This is a genomic window from Sporomusa sp., assembly GCF_035561255.1.
Lineage (GTDB): Bacteria > Bacillota > Negativicutes > Sporomusales > Sporomusaceae > Sporomusa.
This window is the reverse complement of the sequence record NZ_DATMXX010000007.1, coordinates 1-25,818: the sequence shown is the minus strand read 5'-3', so window position 1 is coordinate 25,818 and position 25,818 is coordinate 1. Positions and strand designations below refer to the sequence as shown.

At 48.6% G+C, this 25,818-nt stretch carries 22 protein-coding genes; 14 read left to right on the top strand and 8 right to left on the bottom strand.

The window, feature by feature from the left end; genetic code table 11:
* The first annotated feature begins 106 nt into the window (after positions 1–106).
* The 12 genes from VN379_RS00445 (at position 107) to VN379_RS00390 (ending at position 13,649) form a co-directional block, all read left to right on the top strand.
* The gene (locus VN379_RS00445; protein ID WP_325529695.1) at positions 107–2,059 is read left to right on the top strand and encodes a TonB-dependent receptor plug domain-containing protein; all 1,953 of its coding nucleotides are present in this window, start codon (positions 107–109) and stop codon (positions 2,057–2,059) included.
* Positions 2,060–2,117: 58 nt separating this feature from the next.
* Complete coding sequence (locus VN379_RS00440; protein ID WP_325529694.1) at positions 2,118–2,636, top strand: hypothetical protein; 519 nt, start codon at positions 2,118–2,120, stop codon at positions 2,634–2,636.
* Entirely contained in the window at positions 2,582–3,715 is a 1,134-nt protein-coding gene (locus VN379_RS00435; RefSeq protein WP_325529693.1) for a [Fe-Fe] hydrogenase large subunit C-terminal domain-containing protein, read from the top strand. The genes VN379_RS00440 and VN379_RS00435 overlap by 55 nt, the downstream gene beginning before the upstream one ends.
* 67 nt (positions 3,716–3,782) lie before the next feature.
* Entirely contained in the window at positions 3,783–4,328 is a 546-nt protein-coding gene (locus VN379_RS00430) for a hypothetical protein (protein ID WP_325529692.1), read from the top strand.
* 434 nt (positions 4,329–4,762) lie between these two features.
* A complete protein-coding gene (locus VN379_RS00425; RefSeq protein ID WP_325529691.1) occupies positions 4,763–4,900 on the top strand; it encodes a hypothetical protein in 138 nt (45 codons plus the stop codon).
* On the top strand, positions 4,897–5,601 hold the full coding sequence (locus VN379_RS00420) for an energy transducer TonB (protein ID WP_325529690.1): 705 nt from the start codon (positions 4,897–4,899) through the stop codon (positions 5,599–5,601). The genes VN379_RS00425 and VN379_RS00420 overlap by 4 nt, the downstream gene beginning before the upstream one ends.
* A gap of 158 nt (positions 5,602–5,759) precedes the next feature.
* Positions 5,760–6,791: an iron ABC transporter permease gene (locus tag VN379_RS00415; protein ID WP_325529689.1), complete on the top strand. Its 1,032-nt coding sequence runs from the start codon at positions 5,760–5,762 to the stop codon at positions 6,789–6,791.
* A gap of 21 nt (positions 6,792–6,812) precedes the next feature.
* Positions 6,813–7,628, top strand: coding sequence for an ABC transporter ATP-binding protein (locus VN379_RS00410; RefSeq protein WP_325529688.1), 816 nt, complete (start codon positions 6,813–6,815; stop codon positions 7,626–7,628).
* A 30-nt stretch (positions 7,629–7,658) separates the two neighbouring features.
* Complete coding sequence (locus VN379_RS00405) at positions 7,659–9,671, top strand: TonB-dependent receptor plug domain-containing protein (protein WP_325529687.1); 2,013 nt, start codon at positions 7,659–7,661, stop codon at positions 9,669–9,671.
* A 41-nt stretch (positions 9,672–9,712) separates the two neighbouring features.
* Positions 9,713–10,789: an ABC transporter substrate-binding protein gene (locus VN379_RS00400; RefSeq protein WP_325529685.1), complete on the top strand. Its 1,077-nt coding sequence runs from the start codon at positions 9,713–9,715 to the stop codon at positions 10,787–10,789.
* 68 nt (positions 10,790–10,857) lie between these two features.
* Positions 10,858–11,697, top strand: a complete 840-nt coding sequence (locus tag VN379_RS00395) for a class I SAM-dependent methyltransferase (RefSeq protein WP_325529683.1) — start codon at positions 10,858–10,860, stop codon at positions 11,695–11,697.
* 257 nt (positions 11,698–11,954) lie between these two features.
* Positions 11,955–13,649 (top strand): HAMP domain-containing methyl-accepting chemotaxis protein, encoded by a 1,695-nt coding sequence (locus VN379_RS00390; protein WP_325529681.1) that lies wholly within the window; start codon positions 11,955–11,957, stop codon positions 13,647–13,649.
* Positions 13,650–13,797: 148 nt separating this feature from the next.
* On the opposite strand, the gene VN379_RS00385 is transcribed toward VN379_RS00390, so the two are convergent.
* The 8 genes from VN379_RS00385 to VN379_RS00350 form a co-directional block, all read right to left on the bottom strand.
* Entirely contained in the window at positions 13,798–14,922 is a 1,125-nt protein-coding gene (locus VN379_RS00385) for an amidohydrolase (RefSeq protein ID WP_325529679.1), read from the bottom strand.
* A 33-nt stretch (positions 14,923–14,955) separates the two neighbouring features.
* The gene (locus tag VN379_RS00380; RefSeq protein ID WP_325529677.1) at positions 14,956–15,906 is read right to left on the bottom strand and encodes an LD-carboxypeptidase; all 951 of its coding nucleotides are present in this window, start codon (positions 15,904–15,906) and stop codon (positions 14,956–14,958) included.
* A gap of 238 nt (positions 15,907–16,144) precedes the next feature.
* On the bottom strand, positions 16,145–17,746 hold the full coding sequence (locus VN379_RS00375; RefSeq protein ID WP_325529675.1) for a peptide ABC transporter substrate-binding protein: 1,602 nt from the start codon (positions 17,744–17,746) through the stop codon (positions 16,145–16,147).
* A gap of 12 nt (positions 17,747–17,758) precedes the next feature.
* Complete coding sequence (locus VN379_RS00370) at positions 17,759–18,538, bottom strand: serine hydrolase (protein ID WP_325529673.1); 780 nt, start codon at positions 18,536–18,538, stop codon at positions 17,759–17,761.
* Between the two features lie 83 nt (positions 18,539–18,621).
* Entirely contained in the window at positions 18,622–19,599 is a 978-nt protein-coding gene (locus VN379_RS00365; protein WP_325529671.1) for an oligopeptide/dipeptide ABC transporter ATP-binding protein, read from the bottom strand.
* Positions 19,589–20,596 (bottom strand): ABC transporter ATP-binding protein, encoded by a 1,008-nt coding sequence (locus VN379_RS00360; protein WP_325529669.1) that lies wholly within the window; start codon positions 20,594–20,596, stop codon positions 19,589–19,591. Before VN379_RS00360 ends, VN379_RS00365 begins: the two co-directional genes overlap by 11 nt.
* A gap of 10 nt (positions 20,597–20,606) precedes the next feature.
* Positions 20,607–21,518, bottom strand: a complete 912-nt coding sequence (locus tag VN379_RS00355; protein ID WP_325529667.1) for an ABC transporter permease — start codon at positions 21,516–21,518, stop codon at positions 20,607–20,609.
* 1 nt (position 21,519) lies between these two features.
* Positions 21,520–22,452, bottom strand: coding sequence for an ABC transporter permease (locus VN379_RS00350; RefSeq protein WP_325529665.1), 933 nt, complete (start codon positions 22,450–22,452; stop codon positions 21,520–21,522).
* A 309-nt stretch (positions 22,453–22,761) separates the two neighbouring features.
* Between VN379_RS00350 and VN379_RS00345 the strand changes: the two genes are divergently transcribed.
* Both VN379_RS00345 and VN379_RS00340 read left to right on the top strand, forming a co-directional pair.
* Complete coding sequence (locus VN379_RS00345) at positions 22,762–23,571, top strand: D-alanyl-D-alanine carboxypeptidase family protein (RefSeq protein WP_325529663.1); 810 nt, start codon at positions 22,762–22,764, stop codon at positions 23,569–23,571.
* Between the two features lie 566 nt (positions 23,572–24,137).
* Positions 24,138–25,818, top strand: a 1,681-nt coding sequence (locus VN379_RS00340) for a sigma-54 interaction domain-containing protein (RefSeq protein ID WP_325529661.1), incomplete at its 3' end; no start/stop codon positions are given.

Sequence of the window (25,818 nt, the reverse complement as noted above, 5' to 3'; positions counted from 1 at the left end):
CCTAAGTGCAATTGATAAAGGTTTTCATTATCGTTTATTGGAAGATTATTTCTGTGGTCTCAAAAATATTTGTATTTATTTTAATTTTTATGAGGAGGAAGACACCATGAAGAAAACAGCTATCTTAGCACTAACCGCACTGACATTTTCCACAGCCCACGCTTATGCTCAGTCGGTTACGCCTGATGAATTTGCCCTGGACGAGGTCGTTGTTACGGCAACCAAGACTGATATGAAGAAAAAAGCAGTCCCGGCATCGGTAGAGGTAATAAGTCAGGAAGATATCAGGGCCCGCGGCGCTCATACGCTGAAAGATGTGATCAGTACGGCCACTAGTGTCAGCTTGAACCGCTCAACCGGGCGGGATGCCATTTCAATCCGCGGCTTTGATTCCCGTTTCTCAATGATCCTTATCGACGGCAAACGCATATCCTCTGAGATTGATCAGAATTATGAGCTGGACCGGATATCACTGGAGAATGTCGAACGCATTGAGATTGTGCGCGGGCCTGTTAGCTCCCTGTACGGTACAGAAGCTATGGGCGGGGTGGTCAATATTATCACCAAACGGGCGACTGAGCCAGCTTTTAGTGTCAGCCTGGACCACGGGGCCTTCAGCGGTGACCGGGGAGCCAAAGACCGTTATCAATTTACGTATGATTCCGGGATACAGGGTAAAACCGGTGTTACCATATCCGGTTCCAGGCTGGAGAATAATGCCGTCTTCAAAAGCAATGGGACAACCTATGCGCCCTATGGCGAGCGGGAGAATATAAGCGCCCGCCTGGATTACCAGCTATCGGAGAAAGAAACTGTTTCGTTAACAGCAGGATATATGAATGAGGATACCCGTGAATATGCGTATAAGACAAATCCCTCAGGAGTGCAGATTAAAACCAATATCAATGATAATAATGAGCGTTATGAGTATTCACTAAGCTATAATAAGCAGCAGGCCCCCAATGACTCTGTTTTTTTGAGGGCGTACCTGTCCGAGTATTATAAGAAACTTGATGTGTATAATGTGGCTACTTCGAAGTTAATGAATTTTGGGGACTCCCACCGTACCGTGCCCGGTTTTGAAGCCCGGCTGACCCGGGAGGCCGGCACCCAGCATGTCCTGACCTACGGCGGTGAATACCGTCCGGAAAAATTTCGGGGTACCGGGGTTAAGACCGGCCAGGGAATTTACTCGATCACCCGTGGCGGTATAACCCAGGCAGGGTCTGGCATTGATCTTGATTATTCCGCATTATACGTCCAGGATCAATGGCAGGTATCGCCCAAGCTGCTGGCAGTCACATCCTTGCGTTATGACGACAGCAACAAGTTTGAAAGCAATCTTAGTCCGAAGGTAGGCCTTACCTATGAAGCCACGCCTGATTCAAGGCTTAAACTTAATGTTGCCAAAGGCTTCCGCAGCCCCACACCTAACCAGCTATATATTAATTCTTCGGTCAACCGGAATGGAACCAATATAACATTGTTAGGTAATGATCAGTTGCAAACCGAGAAATCTAATTCCTATGAGCTCTCACTGGAACAGGACTGGGGGAAGGCCACAGGCAAGCTGACCTATTTTGTTAATAAGCTTGATAATATGATTGATGAGGTACGGTTGCCCTCAGGCAATCAATTGACTTATCAAAATATTAGCCAAGTCACCATGCAGGGCGTAGAGGCCGAACTGAGTTACCCCCTGTCAGACACCCTCTCCTGGTCAGCTAATTATACAAACCTGGATGCTACTAATGATGAAAAAAAAACCCGGTTAGTAAACCGGGCCCGGCATAAGCTGGCCTCACGCCTGTCTTATAATGACCACGACTCAGTCAGGGCCAATCTCTGGTGCGAATTCTATGGTGATTTTTTGTATGCTGATGTCGGTTATGATAGCGGTAAAAACAAATCGTATGCACTCTGGAATGTCAACCTGGAAAAAACACTTACTAAAAATCATACGCTTAGCGTAGGGGTTGAGAATCTGCTTAATAAAAAAGATGATGACCTGTGCTTGCAGGGAGCGTTTGTACATAGCGAAATCCGGATGAAATTCTAAGCAAAATCGCAGACTCTGTGCATCCCCAAGGAGCACTGTCTGAACCCTGGAGGGTAACATGTACCGTAAAATGACGAGAGCAGCCTTATTGCTGGCTCTGATGTTTATATTTCAATCCCTGCGCCTGTTTGTACCTGTACCTGCGTTCGTATCCATGTTTGTCATTGGTAGTGCTGTCAATGCCTGCCTGCTTGCCGCTGTGGAAACCGCCGGCTGGCAGGCGGCCATGATTCTGGGGGTTACCGCCCCCGTTATTGCGTATCTCCAGCAGGCTCTACCTGTCCCGGTATTGATTATCCCGGTGGCTGCTGCGAATATCCTGTACATCACAGGGTATAGAATATTCCTGTCAACCAATCGCTGGGTAGCTATTGCCGCAGCCTCAGGGTTAAAGATGGCCGGCCTTTATTTTTCGGTGACATGGCTGTTACTGGCTGTCAATATGCCGGAGAAGTTAGCAATGATTGTTAAAATGATGCTGAGCTGGCCCCAGTTGATCACCGGGGCGGCAGGAGGTATTTTATGTTTTGTGGTATTAGCCAGGCGGCAGGGGCTCAGGCGCCAGTCTGCACAATGACACCACTGCTGCGCCAAACAGAAATCAGCGTGGTTGATCGCCAGTGCCGTACTTGTAAGGCCTGCCTGAAATCCTGTCCGCTCGGCAATAGCTATACAAATCCAGGCTGTCTGTCGGTGGAACCGATTGTTAATCAGGACTGTATTGCCTGTGGTGCCTGTTACCAGCGCTGTCCGCACAAAGCGGTTGACTATCAGGATGATATTGAACTTTTCCTGGATGAGTTGGCTGCAGGCAGAACGTTGTCACTGCTGGTGGCGCCGGCAGTGCGGCGACACTTCCCTGATTACCGGCAGCTGTTTGGATTTCTGAAGACTTTAGGGGTTAAATCTTTCTATAACGTTCTATTGCGGGCTGATATTACAATATGGGCTTATCTTCAAATATTGCGGCGCAGGAAGAACACTCCTTTTATCTCCTCCCCCTGTGCGGCAGTCAACAACTATATTATTAACCATGCCCCCCGCTTACAGGAACATCTGATGCCGGTATACAGTCCGCTCCAGTGTACAGCCATCTACCTGAGAAAATATACTGCTGTCAGAGAGCCGTTGGCTTTCTTATCGCCCTGTATCGCCAAGCGTGGCGAGATACGCCGGCACCGGACCAATCAGTATGGGATCAAATATAGTGTCACAATTAACCGCCTGAAGCAATATCTCCATACGGCCGGCATCAACCTGGCCAACTATGAACCGGTTGATTTTGCTGATTCGTACGAAGGTAACGGCCTGACGCTTGGTGCTCATGGCGGGGTTTGTGAGTGTTTTGCTGAGTATCTTCCCGCGGGGAGATATCAGAAAATCAGCGGGACCGGCTCAGTGTACAACTTTCTCGCAGACTATCAGGCGGCGCTGGTAGATAAGCAAGCATTGCCCACCCTGCTGGAGGTCTATAATTGTGCTGCCGGATGCGACAGCGGGACCGGCGTGGGTGCTTATCCGGGCAGCAGTATACTGACAGGCGGCGAAAAACCTTTCCCCAGCCAAACGCAGCAGGCAGAATCAGCCTTTCAGCGATTTGACCGCGAGCTAGACCTGGCTGATTTTATCTGGAACTATCAGGCTATTTCTATGTGAAATCTATTAAAAAATTTATTTAGCAGGATTTTAATAATATAAAACAATAAGTGTAAAGGAGGAAACTATGGAGCCGGTATTACTAATTAAAGACCGCAATGATGTGCTCAGTATAACCTTTCAGGACCTGGTGAAATACCACGGGCGGGAGTTTATCGGTGGTGTAGCAATGGCATTTAAGCTGATGGAACTTGCTTTCAGCCAGCTTTCTCCGGATGAAACACCCTCGCGCGAAAATTTTTCCATCATGATTGGCGTCCAGGGCCCTGGTATTATTGACGGCTTCGAAATGGTTACCCGCGCAAAAACGCGGTCAACGATGCTGATTGACCCCAAGACTGCCCTCACCAAAAACGCTCCTGATGCAGCCGATGGTTATGGCGGCAGATATTATTTTGAGATAACCTACAATGGCCAGAAACGTATTTTTTCTTTAAAACACGGACTCTTACCGGCGGAATTTATCACCCTTGCCTATAAAACCCATGATGATACCCTGACGTTAGCCGATGCTTTACGGCTTACCCTCTTAAAAGAAGAGATTGCCGAGTTTCTCATGTCCAGCCCGGCCGAAGCATTATTCGATGTTATGGAAATACCAAAGCTTGAGTAGCAAGCGACCAGTCGCCTGATTGCCATGTGCGCCTGGTCCGAAAAGCAGATGGCTGCAGGAATGGCGGGCGGTTACATTCTGTCAAGGTCAACTTGGGTATATATATATTAAACTGAGCCCCTGATAATGCACTTCTTTAAAAGTGTCTATTATTAGGGGCTAGTTTATTTGCTTGCAGTCTTTTTATAGTTAATTGCTTTTGGGTATGCATTTCCTGACTTTTAGTTTAATTCTTCTATGGATATACAATACAAAAACAAACAAAAATGAACAATAATAAACTGAATTCATAAAATGTGTTGACTTATGTTTGTAATTGTAATATCGTAATAAGTATAATATGGTAATTTGTCCAGTAATTTGATATTCCCTATTAACCCTCAGAAGAAGGAATTGAATAGGTATTTTGACAGTTACGGAGGCGGGGAAATGCTGTGGTCATGAAAGACAAGAACGGACGTGTTGGCTTGAATGGTAAACCGGTGTTGGTATCTGGAGTGGCGATGCTAAGTAAAACGGCCGACATTGCCCCAACAGTAATTGCTATAGAAAACAAAAAGTGGCTGCAATGATGCAAAAACGCTGGGGAATCGCACTTTGCCTGTCCGCAACTGTCCATCTGATGCTTGTTGCAGGCATTAGTTTTTTTTATTTCCGGGATAAACCGGAGGCTTTGCCGGAGCCGCTGCTGCCGATAGAAGTGGAATTGGGTGAGTATAACATGGGGAACGATCCTGCTGATGCGCCGGTACAAGCGGCAGAGCCCAATTCACCGCCAAGCCGGGATGCACCAGTTCCTGACAGCCGGCCTTCGCCGGCGCCTGAAGCCGATCCGGTTTTTTCTGATACTGCTCCCACTGCTGATCGTAATGTTGTAAGTGAAAAAATGCCGGTGCAAGAAAAAATAGGACAGGCCGGTAATGGCACTGATACGGCCAGCCAGTCTGTTAGCGGCAAGGGCAATGACGCCCAGGGGAGCTCAAGCTCACCATATGGCGGAGCAGGCCGGCTTCCCTATGTTATTGACGGTCCGCCGCCGTCCTATCCGGAAGAAGCCAGGCTGCGCGGCTGGGAGGGAACGGTACGTGTGCGGGTCTTAATCCTCGAAAAAGGTGTAGTCGGCGATACGGCAATTGTGCAAAGCTCCGGTTATGGCAGCGTGGATCAGGCGGCTGTCAACGGCCTGCGCCGCTGGCGCTTCAGCCCGGCCTACCAAGGCGGGCGCCCGGTTCCGGCTTGGGTCGTTGTACCTGTTATTTTTGAACTCGGATAATGGAGTGTGATCAGCAGGAAGCTTTGACAGGGCGGCCGGCAGCCCGGTATGGAAGCGGGTATGGAAAGCCAAACGGTTGAGGCGGGATATTTTGAACAGCCGTGATGAGGATGGCGTAGGTCTATTCATAACGGTTGTGTGGGATTGAAGGGGATAACATGGCCAAAGTAACTGAGCAGTCCGCAGAGTCAATAAAACTTTCTATATTAATTATGGTGTTAGCCGCTATATTTTTCTTATCTTTCCTGGTAGGGCGATATCCGATTGCTCCGGATATCGCCCTGGGGATTCTTCTGTCAAAAATCATTCACCTGACACCATTTTGGAACGAGGATATGGAAATTGTCATGCTAAAAATCAGGTTGCCGAGAATTATGGCTGCTATCCTGGTGGGAGCGGCCTTATCAGCCGCTGGTGCCGCTTACCAGGGGATGTTCCGCAATCCAATGGTTTCCCCCGGAATTTTAGGCGTGACAGCCGGTGCCAGTTTTGGTGCAGCCCTGGCAATCCTGTTGGCGTTTAATGCCGTTGGCATTCAATTGGCAGCCTTTGCCTTTGGTTTATTGGCCGTGTCGACAACATACCTGATTACCCTCTGGCTGGGAAAAAAAGGCGAGACGATTCTGGTCATGATCCTGGCGGGCATTATCATAGGAACGTTGTTTACTTCGTTTGTTTCATTGATTAAGTATGTGGCCGACCCCAACGATGCACTGCCGGCCATTACCTATTGGCTGATGGGCAGCCTGGCCTCTGTTAACGACCGTGATGTGTATCTGGCCGCTGTTCCGATTGTGGCCGGACTGTTCGTGCTGACACTGCTGCGCTGGAATTTGAATGTTATGTCTTTTGGTGATGAAGAGGCTAAAGCCTTAGGGGTGAATACCGTCCGGCTGCGGATTATTGTTGTGGTCTGCGCAACAATGGTGACGGCGTCGGCAGTGGCCATTAGCGGAGTCATCGGTCTGGTGGGCCTGGTGGTGCCCCATTTGTCCCGGTTGCTGGTGGGGCCTAATTATAAAATTTTACTCCCGGTCTCAATCGTTATGGGGAGTATATTTATGTTGCTGGTGGACGATTTAGCACGGACGATGTTCTCTGTGGAAGTTCCCTTAGGGATTTTGACATCGATAATCGGGGCGCCATTTTTTCTCTATCTTCTCTTACATACACGAAAAGGATGGGCTTAACAGTCGGCAAGGGGTGGCAGCATGATTCTTACAGTTGACAATATTTCCTGTGGCTATGGAGCCAAAACGGTTATTGAAGGGATCTCCTTTGAAATTCATTCCGGTGATTTCATGTGTTTGCTGGGACCTAACGGAGTAGGCAAGACCACGTTATTCAAAACTATTTTACGGTTATTGAAAATTCAGTCCGGGAAAATATTGCTGAATGGGGAGAATATTGCCAATTGGTCCCAGCCGCAGCTGGCGGCAAAAATCGGTTATGTTCCCCAAGCCCACACACCACCCTTTCCGTTTACCGTGCTTGATGTGGTCGCGATGGGCCGGAGCGCCCGCCTGGGACTGTTTGGATCGCCATCGTCCGCCGATATGAAAATAGCCGGCCAGGCCCTGGAGACATTATCCATAGGCTATTTACGCGACAGCATCTATACCCGCATCAGCGGCGGCGAACGGCAATTGGTATTGATCGCCAGGGCCTTGGCGCAGCAGCCGGAATTTCTGATTATGGATGAGCCTACTTCCAGTCTGGACTTTGGCAATCAGATACGGGTCCTGGACTATATCCGCGACTTGGTCGCAAAATCCGGCATCGGCGTGCTGATGACCACCCATTATCCCAACCATGCGCTGAGATACGGGTCAAAAGTGGCTGCAATAGGAAAGAACGGCAGTCTTACAACCGGCGCTCCCCATCAGGTGATTACCGAACAATATTTAAAAGACACTTATGGTGTCAATGTGCAAATTGTTCATTTGCAGTTAAATGATGGACAAGATGCGTCTGCTTGCATCCCGTTGTCTGCCCAGACAGCTTCCACAGCGGAAAAGGCGGGATAAAGATATATTATTTAACAGGAGTGAAGCGGTGTGAAAAAAAGTAAGATGGGAAAAACAGTTGCAGCGATTGTTTTGTCCACTATGGTCGGTGCGGTAGTGCCTGCCTGGGCGGAAGAACCAGCTGCCGCTAAAGACACTGAAATGTCGACGGTCATGGTAAAGGCACAAAAGGCAGAGGAGGAAACACCGGCCTACAGCCGTTTAGCCATTCCGGAAAGCAGCAAGGCGGCGACGGAAGTCATTACCCGGGAAGCTATTGAAGCCATGCATCCCAAAGATGTGCTGGAAATACTTGAACGCGGCACCGGGATTATTGGTACGCGCTGGGGTAATAAGGGCTATTACAAAGTCCAGGCGCGCGGCGGCGATGATATCGGGATCATCATTGACGGAGTCTATTTACCCGACACTCAGGCCTCGCGTATTTTGGCCAATCTGCCGGTTGACCTGATCGAATCCATCACCCTTGTCCGGGACGCCTCCATCCTGACACTGGGCCCTATTGCCAATTTTGCCACCAATACTGCCAAGGGAGGCTCTCCCAGCCAGGGTTTCATTATCATCAAAACCCTGGCTGTAACCGAGCCTGTCGACAAAGCCAAGCTGAGTTACGGTACTTTTGATACGGAAAAATTCAGCATCGTGCATGGCGATAAAACCGGTGACAGCGCTTATTATGCGCTGGGGTACGCAAAAGACAGGAGCGACGGCAGGTCTGGCTGGTTTAACGGCAGAAATTTTGATACGTATTTTTTTAAGGCCGGCGATAAAGGCGAAGACTGGTTTGCCGACACGACCCTGATTGTCAACAATGGCTGGAGTGGCCAGCAGGTATGGTTTAACGCGGACGGCAGCTACCTCAATCGCTACACCAGCCTGGGCAAATGGGATCCCATTAATACGACGCTGTTTACAACAAATGCGGCGAAACTTTGGGATGAAAATCACACGACGACCTTTAGTTTTGGCTATAGCTCGGTGCGGTCCAGCCGGATTGCGCTGGTATCATCGCCGTCAATAAAGCCGAGCTGGGAAGAAAACGAATACCTGCGCGAATTAAATCTTGCGCATACGCTGAACTTTGGCCGGGATACGCTGAAATTCGGCGTCCAGGCCATGTGGTGGCATTCGCCGACCGGGGTGCAGGGGCAGGCCGGCTATGAACGCCAGGAGGAACTGTACGGCTACTATTTGTACGGGGAGAGGCGGGTCAATGATAAACTGACGCTGGATACCGGGGCGCGGCTGGACAAAAAACATATTACTAAAGGCGTCGCCAAATATTTTGCAAACAACACCAGCGGCAGCAGCAACATACAATACGACACGACATACGGGGAACTATGGGATAAAGAAGCTGTCAGCTTATCCCTGGGAGCCGCTTATCAGTTGGACCCGGTCTATAAACTGTCTTCGCGTTTCTCCTACTCGCGTCAGCCATCCGGCAGGTATCTTCTTACCGAAAACAACGAGCTGCTTGATGCAGAAGTGCGTTATAAATATGAAACAGGCGTTACGGCCAGCTATAACAAGGCTCTCAATGCCTCGCTGACGGCATTTTTATATGATATCAATGATGCCCGGGTTGCTACGGGAAAAACGTATTACGATGCAGAGAATGGCATGAATGTAACTACCTATACCGGAAGGGATCTGACGCGCAAAGGGCTGGAACTGTCGGTGCATGGCCGTTTGTCTGACACGTTTGGCTATAAAGCCGGATATTCTTATTTTACTTCCAGCAACGCCCTGGATGACAGCTATATACCGCATAACAGCTACAATCTGGCGCTGAACTACAGGCAGGCCGATATCGCGGCCAATATCAACCTGCTGCACCTCAGCCGGTTTGCAAGTTCTATGGGAGACGCCACTAAGTTAGGCGGCTATACCGTTATCGACGCCAACATCAGCAAAGACCTGGATGAACGTACCAAACTCACCCTGTATGGGCGCAATATCACCGACCGGCGTTATGGCAGAGGCATGAACTATTATGATGCCGGCGCCGAATACGGGGTAGAGATCAGCAAGAAATTTTAACAGGAACAGGTGCCCGGAAGGCAAAAGCAGGGGGTGATACGGTGAAAACAGGAAAGCATACCATGTTGGGCGGCATTTTTATCTTACTCATTTTCCTAGCCGGATGCCAGAATGCTTTTAAGGCTCAACCGGCAGTAAATCCCAAACAAATCACGATTACCGATGCAAGTGGCGCAAAAGTGGCAATACCAGCGCAGATTAAACGGATTGGTGATGCCTGGCCTGCTCACAATGAGGTTGTGTGCATGCTGGGGGCGGGTGATAAAATCGTTGCGACGACGACTGCGGCGGCACAACGGCCCTGGATGAAGGTCGTTAATCCACAAATGAGTCAGGCGGTTACGGCTTTTGATACTACTGGTGTAAATCTGGAAACCCTGATGGCCGCCAAACCGGACATTGTTTTTACGCCGCTGAATAATAAAAGCGCCCAAAAAATAGCTGATTTAAAGATTCCGGTTGTTCAATTGATGTTTAATGATTTTGACAGTTTGAAAGAGTGCTTCCGGTTAACCGGTGTCATTCTTGGCGAGGAAGCAAAGCAGAGAGCGGAAAAATATATCGCTTACCTGGATTACAACCTCAACAGGATAACCGGGATAACTGCGGGGATTCCCCGGGAACAAAAACCGAAAGTGATCCATATTACCAGGCTGGCACCATTAATGGTAGACGGCAGGGATACTATCATTAATGCCTGGATAACGGTTGCCGGGGGAATCAATGCCGCGGAAACCGGCGGCGAAGTATCGATGGAGCAACTGATAACATGGAATCCCGACGTTATTATATTTGGCAATACGGCACTGGCCTTGAACGGAGTGGAAGATGGAGCGAGAGCGCTGAACGGAACCTTACAGGATGAAAAGTGGCGGCGACTTAAGGCGGTACAAACGGGGAAGGTGTATATCAACCCGGAGGGGGCTTTTTTCTGGGACCGGTACGGTGCGGAGGAAGCGTTGCAAATTCAGTGGGCGGCAAAAATTTTGCATCCGGATAAGTTTCAGGATATTGACATCGTTCAGGAAACCCGCTTTTTTTACCGGACTTTTTTAAATTATGATCTTTCGGCAGAAGAGGCAAACAGAATAATCAATGGAAAACCTCCGGCCCGGTAAGGATAAGGTTTAGCCGGTTCCGGGAGGGTTGAAAAAAATAAATCGGCTGATGTTAAAGAGGTGTAAAGATGAAGGGATTAATTAACTGGGAAGCTTTGCAAAAGTACCGGAAAATGCCATTTGCCAATATGGATGAGGCTGCTCAAGAAAAACAATGGGGCAGTGTTGCCGGTATGTATGACGGAATGGCGAAACTTGAAAAGGAGTTTACCAAAAAACAGGTGGGGCAGATGCTGTTGTCTGCAGAGGACTCGGTAATCGACATCGGCTGTGGACCAGGACGGTTGTCTGTTCCTGTAGCTCAAAAGGTAAAGAGTGTCACTGCCTTGGATGTTTCCGAGGAGATGCTGGCAAAATGCATGGAAAATGCCAGGAGCGAAGGAGTCCACAATATTACGCCAATGAGATCGAACTGGCTGGCGAAAGACGCGGTTGAAAACGTTGGCAAATATGATATTGCCATTGCCTCACGCTCAGTGGGATTTTCCGATTTAGTGAAAATCAACCAGATTGCCAGAAAATATGTCTATATTTTGGGTTGGGCAAATGCCCCCAGTCTCCGGGAAATACAGCTAGACTTTCTTGAAGGTATTGGGCAGGAAAAAATGCCGCATGATCCTGCTGCCCGCATGTTTGGCTACAACATGATGTTCAACATGGTGTATGACATGGGGGCGAACCCGAATATCGTTGTTGTGGATGACGGTTTTGAGCGTGATTATGTTTCCCGTGAACAAGCCTATGCAGATCTGCGTTTTGTCGGCGAGATTCTCCCGGAATTTGAAGAGCAGTACCGCAGCAACGTTGACCGTTATTTAATACCAAAGCAAGACGGAGGGTTCAAGCTTCTTAGGAAAACCAAAACCTTTGTCCTGTGGTGGAGACCGGACGAAGTGATTGGCTACTAGTTTATGGCAGTATAATAGCAAAAAGGTTAGGCCAGCAGGACAATTTTCCCTGCTGGTCTAACCTTTTGTTTTTTAGTCACCTGCTTCTTTGCTACTCAGAGAGCAAGTGTTATGTAAGATGCTAGACTAGTGGTTGGACCGTAGTTAATCATCCTAATAAAAAGTTGGCATTTGTGAATTTATTATCTAATTATGCAGGAAATTGCTGGAATATGTCGAAAAATATTCTTAGAAACTTAGAATTTGGAGGAAATTTAATGAGTAGTAGACGCACCCCACTTTTAGTACAGGTTATGCTAGCATTTGGTATTCCAATTTTTGTGTTTTTAACTTTACTCGGTTATTCTTTATATGTTTCGGCAGATATTGTCGACAGATTTTATGGGCTCACTACCCATACCACGGCAAGAACTATTCAGATGAAAACAGCTCAGGATGAATATCATAAGAGCATGAGTGACGTACGCGGGTTCATTGCTTATGGCAATGTAAACTTTGAAAAAGATGCCGTTGAGGCCAGCAAGAAGAGTTATGAGATTGTAAAGAATTGGATTCCTGCAACTAAAAAGCCGGAGATTAAAGCAGAAGCTGAAAAACTGGAACAATTACTGGCCGGCTACACTATGATGTCTGACAAGTTATTTAAGGCGAAAAAAGAGAATGATCCTAATCTAAATAAGGTAATCGATGACTGGACGGTAATCGCCGGGCGGGTTGATCCGCAAATGGAAAAGATGTTCCAGCTGCAAGAGGAATCTTTAAACAGCAATAACAAGTTAGTGCTTGAAGCCTCGCAGTCCCAGAGAAATATTATTATTACCGTTAGTCTCATCATCGGTATACTGATTGTGGTGCTTGCCGGCTGGTATGGACGTAACCTGGCAAACCGGATTAGAAATTTAAACAGTCAATTAACCGAAATCGGAAAACTAAACTTAACCCAAGAAGATATTTTCTCTGTCAGAAATGACGAAATTGGTGATATGGCCAAGACGATTACCGGCCTTAAGCAAGAACTCAAAATGATAGTAAGCCAGATCAGTGAAAGCGCCGGGCAAGTGGCGGCGGCCTCTGAAGAGCTGACTGCGATTTCGGAACAATCGGCGCAAACCGCCAGTCTGGTGGCTAATGCTATTACTGAGGTTGCCCAAGGCGCGGAGCAGCAGCAAAAGTCAATTGAGGATGCAACGACTACTGTAGAACAAGTATCAACAAGTATACAACAGGTAACCGAACATATCTCCACCTCGGAGAGTACGTCTGCCAAAACCGCCGGCGCTGCCAAAGAGGGCCTTGATATAGTTGCAGTAGCTGTTAATCAAATGGGTAATATCGAGAATACTGTTAATAATTCTGCGGCTGTTGTGGCAAAACTGGGCGAAAGATCAAAAGAAATTGGGCAGATTGTTGATACTATTTCCGGTATTGCCGGTCAGACTAACCTTCTTGCCCTAAATGCAGCAATTGAAGCAGCGAGAGCTGGTGAACAAGGGCGAGGTTTTGCCGTTGTTGCCGAGGAGGTTCGCAAGCTTGCCGAACAGTCTCAGGATGCGGCTAAGAAAATTGCCGATTTGATTAATGAGATTCAAGCAGAGACTAATGCCGCTGTTGTAGCAATGAATGATGGCACAAAAGAGGTTGGCGTGGGGACCCAGGTGGTAAACAATGCCGGCGAATCCTTCCAGCAGATTGCAACACTTATTAGTGAATTATCCACCCAGAGTAAGGAAATCACCGCAGGTGTACAACAAATGGGTCAAGGCAGTCAACAGCTTGTGTCCGCAATTCAGGTAATTAATGCAGTGAGTAAAAACACTTCCGGGCAGACCCAGACAGTATCTGCATCAACAGAGGAACAATCAGCCTCGATGGAACAGATTGCAGCAAGCAGCCAAAGCCTTGCGAAAATGGCAGAAGAGCTGCAACTCACTGTTCAGAGGTTCAATTTATAACAAACAGTCGCTATTGCAGTAGCAGTAATCCGCCAGAGAAACTATTCTGACGAATGCAGTTGCTAAATCGGGATTCCAATATAGGGCATAGAAATAAAGAAGCATTATTTATCATTCACGATAAATAATGCTTCTTTATTTCTGTAGCTTACAAATCCAGTAAATCAATCGCGGTCATTGCCATCGCCTTGGCCCCTACCAACAAGCGAGCCTGGGCATAATCAGAACCGGCCGCAACAGCAAAATCCGGTGTGTGGGCGACAAGGTTACAGCCAATGCCAATGTCAGGATGGAGGGTAGGAACCCGGTGGCTGACATTGCCAACATCGGTAGAACCGCCTGCAGCCTCCGGGCCAAGCACAGTCGCTGTTTCGCCTAACAGCGCCAGGTTGCTCTGGAACAGAGGCAGGAGCTGCGGGTCATTGATCAGTTCTTTGAACAACGGTTCGTAATGCAGGGCAGTTACGGTAGTGCCGGTAGCCACAGCCACCCCGTCTGCCAGTCTGCGTACAGCCGGCAGTACTGTTTCTTCCAGGTAGGCTGAGGATAATGCCCGGACGGTAAGTTTGGCTTCCGCTACTTCAGGCACAATGTTGGGGGCCGTGCCGCCGTTGATAATAATACCTGCCAGAATGGTCTCCTGTGTAAAGGTATGGCGTAATGGCTTCAGTCCCTGATAAAACATGACCAGGGCATCCAAAGCATTTATGCCTTTATCGGTTTTGCTGGCAACATGCGTCGGGCGGCCATGAAAGGTTACCTTAAGCGGGTGGGTGGCGTAAGAGGTGCCACCGATAGTGTTAGTGGCAGCCGGATGGACAATAAGCGCTGCTGTTAGGTTGTCAAAGACGCCGTCTTCGGCCATGGCAACTTTTGCCCCGGTAGTCTCTTCAGCCGGGCAGCCGATAAAATAAGACACAGCCTGATCAGCGGCCACTGCCGCAAAGGCGGCCGCTGCGCCCCAGCTCATAGCAGCAATGAGATTGTGGCCACAGGCATGCCCAAGCCCGGGCAAGGCATCATATTCGGCTAAAAAGGCAATCCTTGGCCCACTGACACCCTTGCGGGCAATGAAGGCTGTTTCATAACCACTGATATTCTTCTCCAGGGAGAAGCCGTGGCGCTCAGCAGCTTTGGCAAGGAGCTGGGCTGCCTGGTATTCCTGACAACCCAGCTCAGGATTAGTGTGGAGAAAGAGGCTGATCTCTTTAAGCTCGGGAGCCATGTTATCAATAATCGAGATCACTTGCTCTTTCAGAGTTTTTTTGTCCATTGTATCCCTCCTGTTAACAGCTCTGTGCACTATTTACCCGGTTGTTGCTGCCTCTGTGATGATCAGTCCGCCGTCTTCGGTTCGCAGTGTTGCTTTAATCCCCAGGGGCAGTGTTGCCTTGTCTGCAGTGTGCCCAAAATACAAATTGGTAAGTACCGGTATACCCAAGCCACCCAAACGGTCCCGCAGTACTTCTTCAACAGTAAAACTAGGCGGTTTGGCTTCTATCTCACAATCGGCACATACATCGAACACAATTCCGGCCGCACTCTGCAGTTTTCCGGCCAGTAGTAGCTGGGTCAGCATCCGGTCAATACGGTAGGGTGCTTCACCAACGTCCTCCAGGCAGAGGATTTTGCCAAAAGTATCAATCTCATAGGGTGTGCCCAGAGTGGCCGAAATTAGACTGAGGTTGCCACCGGTCAGGCAGCCTTCAGCTGTTCCCGGTACGATAAATTCGGGCGCCGGGACCAGGGGCGGGTTGACAATCGGCCCAAGCGGCTCAGGTGTTGCCACAGCCCGGAAAAAATTTTGCCAGGTATACAGTGGCAGTTCTTTGCCCATATCGGAGGCTGCCATGGGTCCATGGAAGGTGACAAGGCCTGTACGCTGACCAATACTGGTATGCAGGGCCGTAATATCACTGTAGCCAACAAACACTTTGGGATTTTTCCTGATGAGCTCATAGTCCAGAAGCTCTAATAAGCGCATGGTGCCATACCCGCCACGGAGGCAGATGATCCCCTGAATAGCAGGTGATGCAAACATGGCATTAAGGTCAGCGGCGCGCAGCGCGTCCGAGCCTGCCAGATAGCCCAGTTCCTGATCGGCTGTGGCTCCCAGCTGCACCCGGAATCCCTGTTCTTCCAGCCACTTAATCCCGGTGGCAGTCAATTCCTGATTACCGGGGCCGGCAGGGGCGATTATGCCGATCGTATCCCCCGGGCAGAGCCGGCGGGGTATAATCCGGGAAATAGAATCCATACATGTCATCTCCTTGTGCTATAACAACGCATTAAAGTTTTGCAGGCGGGTGGTGTGTTGGCAAAAGCGGAAGTCAAGCGCCAGCGGTGGAGCGTTGTCAATACATCACCTGCCTGCGCCTGCAAACTTCTTTTATGCGGAATATATAGCATCAGTGTAAAGGGATATGCACGTGGTAAACGGCACATCCCTGTTTGAATTAAAGACTGTTGTGTTTATCGACAAGGGCGGCTAAGTCTTATTTCTCAATATAGGCAGTCTTAAAGTCGGCCAAGCCTAATACGGACCAGAAATAGCCTTTAACATAGGGTTTGGTGATAAAGGGCTGGGTGGTGTAGTAGATGGGGATAATTACGGCATCGTCAAAGAGGATTTTCTCAGCATCATGCATAGCCTGCATCCGGACCTTCTGGTCAAGCGTGGACTGAGCCTGTTCAACCAGACGGTTATAGGCCGGGTTTGTATAATTCGCATCATTATCGGGGTCTTTAAAGACATCAATAAAGGTCATAGGATCGGCATAGTCCCCGACCCAGGAAGCCCGGGCAATCTGGTAATCACCGTGGTCTCTGGCTTCTAAGAATACTTTCGATTCCTGATTGGTTAAATTCACTGCCACACTCAGATTTTGTTTCCACATTTCCTGCATGGCCTCGGCAATTGATTTATGTAATTCACTGGTATTGAACATCAGGGTAACAGGCGGCAGTCCCTTGCCATCAGGATAGCCGGCTTCTGCCAGCAGTTTTTTGGCTTGGGCAGCATCCTCAATCGCATAATTGCCGCCTTCTTCACGGAAATCCTTGCTTGTAGCCGGGTTAGTGAGTCCGGGAGCTACCCAGGCATAAGCCGGTTTTTTTCCGCCCTTGATCACGTTCTTAACCAGCGCTTCACGGCTAATAGCCTGCGCGAAAGCCTTGCGGACCTGGGGATTATCGAAGGGAGCCGCCTGGGTGTTAAAGACATAGTAGTATATGCCAAGATATGGGGATATTTTAAGCAAGCCTGCCTGGGTGAGCCGGTCATGTTCGACAACAGGTGGTTCTACCATCATATCAACCTGATTATTTTCCACCATGGCTAACCGGGTGGTTTGGGAATCGCTGATTGGCCACTCCATTTTTGTTAGCTTAACAGCAGCGGTATCCCAGTACTGATCATTTTTAATAAAATCAATTTTGCCGCTATGAGTCCAATTGCTGATTTTGAACGGGCCATTACCGATTAAAGTGGTGACCTCATTTGCCCATTTATCAGGACTGGCGGTTACTGTTTTTTGGTGAACAGGATAGAAAGCATGAAAGGCCACTAAGCTGAGGAAATAGGCTGTGGGTTTTTCCAGTGTAACCTCCAGTGTCCGGTCATCAAGGGCTTTTACGCCTAGCTGATCGGCTGTCAGCTTTTTTTCGTTATAGGCTTGCGCGTTCTTAACCGGGAACAGCATATAGGCGTTTTCGGAAGCCACTTCCGGGCTTAAAGTGCGTTGCCAGGCAAAAGCAAAATCCTGAGCGGTGACTGGTTCGCCATTTGACCACTTGGCATTAGCGCGTAAATGGAAGACATATTTTAGTCCATCGGGAGAGACATCCCATTTTTCGGCTACACCGGGTGCCGGCTGGTCTTTGGCATCAAGCCGGGTTAATCCCTCGAAGATCTGCAGTTCCACCAATGACTCCGGAATGGCTGTAGACTTGGCCGGGTCCAGGGTTGCAGGCTCTGCTTCCAGGGCATAGCGAAATACCTGTTCATTTGTGCTGGAGCCGGATTTGCCGCAGCCTGCTGTCAGGGTTACCAGCAGTGTCAACATCAGCAAGGCTGTACAGAGTTTTTTACATGACATTGTTACTCCTCCTTAAGATATGTAATCATAGATAGTTTTGCCAATACTGGCTACCAATTGAAGACCCTCATAATTGGCAGTAAGCTCTGCAGTAAGAATACAAATAATATAGGGACCGCCAGGTACAAATAAAATTCCCGCATCATGTTCTGCCCCGGGCAAGGTTCCAGTCTTATGAGCTATAACTATGTCTTCAGGCAGGTAAAAAGGCAGTTTATCCCGGACCTGCTGCCGTTTTAGGATATCAAGCATCAGTGCGTTGTAGTGAGGCGGCATAGGAAAACTGCCACTGGCCAGGCCTGAAAACAAGCAGGCCAGATCAGCAGCTGAGGTATGGTTCTCCTGGCCCGCTTTGGCTGCTGCGAAGTCCATCATCTTGCGCCGCAGCACTGTTGAACGTAACCCCAGACCGGTTATGGTTGTATTGATCGAACTCATACCGGCCAGATCAATGAGTACATTAGTAGCGGTATTATCACTGAGGATAATCATCAGCGTAACAAGCTCCCGCACAGTCATCCTTAACCCTGAGCGCAGTTCTTTTAGAATTCCGGCGCCGCCTGTTTGCAGCTGGCTGTTTATCTCAATAGTGTCATCCAGGGAGATAATACCTAGTGCTGCCTGGCGCATAACCTCAATCATAATCGGGATCTTAATCATACTTGCTGCGGGGAATACCCTATCCGGATGCAGCTCCAGACTGGTCCCGGTGCTGTGATTAATAATCACAATGGCTGAACGGCAGGGAACCTGATCTAAGATGGTCTGGATTCTTTTGCGTAGCCCTTCCATAGTTGACTCCTTTAACAGATTACTTGTATTGTGTACTGGTGCAGCAGCTAGTAGTATGTTAACAGCGTCAGCCGCCGGCACCCTTAGTGTCCTGGGTGTAAATGACAGGCAGCCATATGGCCTGCCCCGATGTCGATAAGCGCTGGCTCCTGTTCGGCACAGCGCGGCATGGCGCAGTGGCAGCGGGTGCGTAACCGGCAGCCTGAGGGGGGATTAATGGGGTTAGGCAGGTCCCCTGTCAGGAGCAGTCGTTGGCGCTTGGACTCCACCAACGGATCAGGGATAGCGATGGCTGACAGCAATGCCTGGGTATAGGGGTGTTGTGGCTTATTATACAATTCAGTGCTGCCGGCTATTTCCACAATCTTACCAAGGTACATGACCGCCACACGCGTGCTGATATGTTTCACCATGGCCAGGTCGTGGGCAATGAATAAATAGGTCAGTCCCAGCTTTTCCTGAAGATGTTCCAATAAGTTAACTACCTGGGCCTGAATTGAAACATCCAGGGCCGAAATCGGTTCATCACAGATGATGAACCTTGGTTCAATGGCAAGTGCCCTGGCAATTCCGATTCGCTGCCGCTGGCCGCCGCTGAATTCATGGGCAAACCGGCTGGCGTAACCGGGGTTGAGGCCAACCATCTGCAGCAGTTCGGCGATCCGGTCTGCCCGCCCGGAACCGCTGGCCAGGCCGTGGATGTCCAGCGGCTCGCCGATAATGTCCCCGACAGTCATGCGTGGGTTAAGAGAGGCGTAGGGGTCCTGAAAGATCATTTGCATAGCCCGGCGTAACTGTTTTTCTGCCGACAGGCTGTCAATAGCCTTCCCGTCAAACAGTATTTCTCCGGCTGTGGGTTTATATAAATGAATAATGGTCCGGCCGGTGGTAGACTTGCCACAGCCGCTTTCGCCTACCAGTCCGAGTGTCTCCCCCCGGCTTATGTTAAAACTTATATCATCCACCGCTTTGAGGCACGCCGCAGGGCGTCCCCAGAAGTCAGTTTTAACGGTAAAATATTTTTTAAGATTGCGTACTTCCAGGATATGCTTAGATTCCATTGATCTGTACCTCCGGCCTGGGGGCGCTGGCATGCTGCAGCCAGCAGTTTACACGGTGAACCTGGGTGAGCTGTGTTGTTTCAGGATAATACTCTGTACAGATACGCATGGCATGAGGACAGCGGGGATGGAAGGGGCAACCACTCGGTGGCTGCAGGAGGTTGGGCGGCTGTCCTTCAATGACGGCTAAGTTTTGCTTTTGGCCGGCATCCAGGCGTGGTACTGATTTTAGCAGCCCCCAGGTATAAGGGTGCCGGGGGGTATAAAAGATATCTTCAGCCGTTCCTGCTTCAGCAATTTTACCGGCGTACATCACGATGACCCGGCTGCAGATGCCGGCGATGGCGCCAAGGTCATGGGAAATAAAAATAATGGACATATGCAGCTTGGCCTGGAGGTCTTTCAGTAAAGTGAGAATCTGGGCCTGAATGGTTACATCAAGGGCTGTTGTGGGCTCATCGGCAATCAACAGCTTGGGCTTGCAGGCAAGTGCTATCGCAATCATGGCCCGTTGGCGCATACCGCCGCTGAATTGGTGGGGATAGTTCCCGGCGCGCTGCTCAGGGGACGGGATACCTACCAACCGGAGCAGCTCAATGGCCTGGGCGTAGGCAGCCGCTCTGTTCATGTGTTGATGCAATTGTAAGGATTCAGCAATCTGCATGCCAACCGTAAGCACTGGATTAAGGGCGGTCATTGAGTCCTGGAATACCATACTCAGGTCATTACCGCGGATTTTTTCCATTTCAGCCTCGGTCTTTTGCCGGAGATCTGTGCCTTCGAATATGATTTTTCCGTTCGTATATTTGCCGGGAGGTGTGGTGATAAGCTGCATGACAGCATGAGCCGTTACGCTCTTACCGCAGCCTGATTCACCGACAATGCCGACAGTCTCCCCGGGAAAGACCTGAAAACTAATGTTATCTACAGCCTTTACCTCACCGGCGTATGTAGCAAAGGAAACAGCCAACTCTTGCACATCTAATAACGGATTCATGTTTTACCTCCTAGCGCCGTACGCGGGGATCAAGCGCATCGCGCAGTCCATCCCCCAGGAAATTAAAGGCCAGCATCGTGATGCTGATGGCCATTGCGGGAAAGAACAACTGAAAAGGATAAGAGCGTAAGCTGGTCACCCCTTCGGAAGCGAGTACTCCCCAGCTTGCCATAGGCGCAGCCACGCCCAGCCCGATAAAACTTAAGAAGGCCTCGGCAAAGATGGCTTCAGGAATAGCCAGCGTCATAGTAATGATAATTGGCCCCAGGCTATTGGGGATCAGGTGCCGCAAGAGAATACGCCAGGTACCTGCACCAAGAGTCCGGGCTGCCAAAATATATTCCTGCTCTTTGAGGCTTAGAATCTGGCCGCGGACGATCCGGGCCATGCCCAGCCAATACGCAATGCCGAGGGCGATAAAAATGTTGGTCAGCCCTGGTTTTAGGACAACCATGAGCAAGATCACATAGAGCAGCAGGGGGATGCCATACAGAATATCAACAATATTCATCATGATTCTGTCGGCCCGGCCGCCTAAAAGTCCGGCTAATCCACCATAGATAACACCAATGGTAAGATTGATCAGACTGGCGACAATGCCGATGGCTAAGGAAATCCGCGCACCATACAGTACACGAATAAATAAGTCCCGGCCGAGATTGTCGGTGCCAAACCAATGCCCGGCACTCGGTGGTTTATTGGTTTGACTGAGATCCTGATCAGAGTAGGATAAACCGGAGAGCCAGGGACCAATAATGGCGATAGTAATAATCACGGCAAGAGTATACAGGCTAATCATGGCCAGTTTGTTTTTCTTTAGACGCTGCCAGGCATCCTGCCAGTAAGTCGTGCTTGGGCGGAGCGTGGTTTCGCGCAGGCTGCTGCGGTTGAGGGGCGCAAATGAATCGCTACGTAATTGCATTTCAGCCCTCCTGTTTCCCGGTTAGTTTTATACGGGGGTCCAGCAGCGGATAGATAAGATCAACAAGTAGATTCATGCTAATTACTAATACGCTGTAGAATACGGTCACACCGAGAATCACAGTATAGTCCCGGTTGTAGATGCTTGTAACAAAATGACGGCCTAAGCCGGGGATGGCAAAGATATTCTCAATGATAAAACTTCCCGTCAGTACTGAGGCTGTCATCGGTCCGATGTAAGTGACTACCGGAATCAGGGCATTTTTTAACGCGTGACGATAGACAATGACTATCTGCGGCAGGCCTTTGGCCCGTGCGGTCTTAATATAATCCTGGGCGAGGACCTCCAGCATGCTTGAGCGGGTGAGGCGGGCAATAAAGGCCATCGGGTGGACGGCTAAGGCCAGGGCCGGCATAATGACATATTCGATACCGCCCCACATGGCAGCAGGCAATAAACCGAGCTTGATAGCGAATACGTAGACCAACACGGTAGCCAGGACAAAACTGGGAACCGACACACCAATTGTTGCAAATAACATGGTTGCATAGTCCTGCCATTTATTCTGGCGCAAGGCTGCAATCGCACCTGCCGGAATACCGAGGCAGACAGCCAGGCCAATACTTACGGCGCCTAATTGCAGGGATACAGGAAAACTCTCGCTGATGATGTCATTGACCGAACGGCCTGCATATTTAAAGGACGGCCCTAAATCAAGCCGGGCTAGATTAGCTAAGTAATCTGTGTATTGTTTCCATAAAGGGTCGTTGAGGCGGTAGTGTTCTTCAATGTTTTTTAGTACTGCGGCGGGGAGGTTTTTTTCATTGGTGAAGGGCCCGCCTGGGATAGCATGCATTAAGAGAAAAGTAATTGTGATAATCGCCAGCAAAACAAGTAAAGAGCTAAAAATACGGTTTGCCATATATCTGAACAAACTCGGGCACCCCTTTCTCAAACGGATAAAAGGTAATATTCGCCTCATACACCCTTATCCCTTTTTATAGCCGGAATTCCAGTAGATGAAATCCAATAAAGAAATATTGCTAAGCATTAAAAAAGTCCTGCTGCTGGCGCTTGAATTCAGCTCATAATTGAAAAATATGGGCACTTTGGTGGGAGGAGTTAGCAATTTGCTGTAGAAATATATATTCCGCAATAAGGAAGTTTGCAGTCTGATATTTTAACGCGTTGTATTAGATGGCATGTAGTGTGGATTATTTAGGTCTGGAGGCGTATGTTAAAAATGAGGAGACAGGCAGCGATTGCAGTATTTATTACTGTCATAGTCTGGGTTAATGTTGCATTTGCTGCAGTGCTGCCGCAGGTGGAGGCAGAAGCTGCCGTTGTTATGAGGGCTAGTGACAAGCGGGTATTGTATGCAAAAAATCTGGATAACGTTATGTACCCGGCAAGTACCACCAAGATCATGACCTTAATTACGGCGCTGGAACAGGGTGATCCAAACAGCGTTATTATTGTCAGCCCGACAGCGGCAGTGTGTGAAGGGTCGAGTCTTGACTTGCGTGCCGGTGACCGCCTGACACTGCGGGAGGCATTATATGGGTTGATGCTTGTTTCCGGGAATGACGCCGCCGAAGCCGTAGCTGAGAATGTCGCAGGTTCGATACCGGCCTTTGTCCAGATGATGAATGATAAGGCTGATAAGATTGGTACAATTCGGACCCACTTCAGCAATCCTCACGGCTTGCCGGACCCGGTCAATCATTTTACCACCGCTTATGATCTTGCACTAATGACCGTATACGGTATGCAGAATCCCGTGTTTGCCAACATCGTTTCCACCCGGGAATATGATGTTCATTTTGTCAGCCGGGGCAGCATCACCCATGCCAGAAACACCAACAAGCTGTTGGCTACATATGCGGGAGCTAACGGGGTAAAGACCGGTTTCACCGATGCTGCCGGTGAGTGTGTCGTTGCTGCTGCCAAACGTAATGATGTTCAGTTGATTGCCGTTGTTTTAAACAGTGAGCGGCGCTGGGAGGATGCAACCCGGCTATTGAATTATGGTTTTCAGCAGCTGGGATTATAAAGAATCTAAACAAAAGAGATTACCTATCCTGGTTAAACGCTATCAAGAACCCCCCAGAAGCTTAATGTTTCTAGGGGGTTCTTGTAATTCAAGGATAGCCCTGAATGCGTTTAGCCAATATATAACATTAGCGTACCCGATAGATTCTATAATATGTTGCGAAATTCTAGCAGATCTGTTCTCGGTATGGCAGGTTAGTATATGCTGAGAAGATCTTCTTTTTTATATCTTGAATTTAAAGGATAAACGGACTATCCTTGTTGGAGATACAGTGCATGGCGATTGTTTTGCGAAAGTGTAACATAATGGAGTCTGTGTTATTTATTAAAGGGGATTTTTGTAATTTTTTGTTGGTTAGAAGCAAGCAGAGCAGGAAACTGGACAAAATTAGGGAACACACTATAACAAGTGTTTATCAGTTGAGTTTTAAGGTTAATGCTTGTTAGGGTGTGAATTGTAGCACAATAGGCGTTATTCAACGCCTATTGTTGTTATCTGGCAAGTTATAGTCGTGATATTGGTAATGGATGCAGGGATATCCGGGAAGTTGAGTTGAGGTGGTTTGTATGCAAGGTACATTTTTACAAGGGGCCTGGGGAATGATTATGCCGGCAGAGGATTTATTGTCAGCTATTCGTGTCTGGGGCCCCAAACCTTTTTGTTTAAATGTTGCCGCCGTATATATTACTGGTGGCGGGCAACAAACAAATATGAAGGAGGTAATAAGCAGTTATTTTGAAGCAAAGGTAGTTTCCGATGTGGAGAAGCTCAGTGCTGAGATTGAAGGCGGATTTTTATTAACCTTTGAAGAAGTAGAAACATTTTTACCTGCATTACGGCAAAAATTACAGGAGAAAAATATTGTTTTGTTGGCAGGCAATGTAGGGAAACTGGTGTGGAGTTTTATCACCCAATTGGAAGAACAGGCTTTGCAGCGGGAGGTATTTTTCCAGGCATTAAACTCTACGGTAGAGGGAATTCAAATTGCTAATGCCCAGGGCATGGAAATTTTTATTAACCAGTCCTTATTAACAATGACCAACCTCAAAATGGAAGACCGGCTGGGTAAAAGTGTGTATGAGGTTTCGCCGGACGGTGGCATGGCCCGGGTATTGCAACAAAGAACGGCAGTTAAGAATATCCGTAATCACCCTCATGGTACAGAGGTGGAGATTATTAGCAACGCCGGCCCCATTTATATTAATGGGAGTTTTTACGGGGCGGTTACTGTGGCCTATGATGTTACGGAATTGTGCCGTTTAAGCCGGGAGTTAGCAGAAAATAAGCAGAAAGTTGCGCTGCTTGATGGTAAAGTCGGGCGCTTGGCTTCAGCTAAGTACAAGTTCGAGGATATTATCGGTAACAGCTTCCAAATACAAGAGGTGATAGGAGTTGCCCGCAAAGCGGCTGTTAGTGATATGGTTATTCTTATTCAGGGAGAAAGCGGCACCGGTAAAGAAATCTTTGCTCACGCCATCCATGAGGAGAGTAAGCGTAGCACACGGCCATTTATTCCTGTAAACTGTGCAGCAATTCCCGAACAATTGTTAGAAAGCGAATTCTTCGGCTATGAAAAAGGGGCTTTCACGTCGGCTAATTCCCGTAAACCCGGATTATTTGATTTAGCTCATACAGGAACATTATTTCTCGATGAAATCGGTGACATGAACCTGGGTCTGCAGTCCAAGCTGCTGAGGGTGCTGCAAGACAAAGAGTATAAACGGGTTGGCGGCACAAAATCAGTAAAGGTCGATGTCCGGATTATTGCTGCCACTAACCGTAATCTGATGGAACTGATTGGTCAGGGAAAATTCCGGGCTGATTTGTTTTACCGGCTCAATGTGATTAACATCAATGTTCCGCCGCTGCGGGAGCGTATTGAGGACCTGGAGTGTATCACCCAATTTCTGATTCACAAAATTAGCAGCAGGGTTGGAAGTCACATTCAGGGGATTGCTGCTGAAGCAGTGGTTATGCTTAAGGCCTATTCCTGGCCAGGGAACGTGCGGGAACTGGAGAATGTTCTTGAACGGGCAATTTTTCTCTGTGAGGGTAACACCATCAAAAAAACGGATATTCGTTTACCGCAAGTATATATAAGCAAGCCACATGCGGCAAATAATGAAAAACTGATAATTATTAAATACCTTGAGACTTATGGCTGTTCTGTTGCAGGAAAACGTAAAGTCGCCAGCCTGATGAATATATCTTTGGCAACGTTATATAACAAAATTAGAAATTATAACC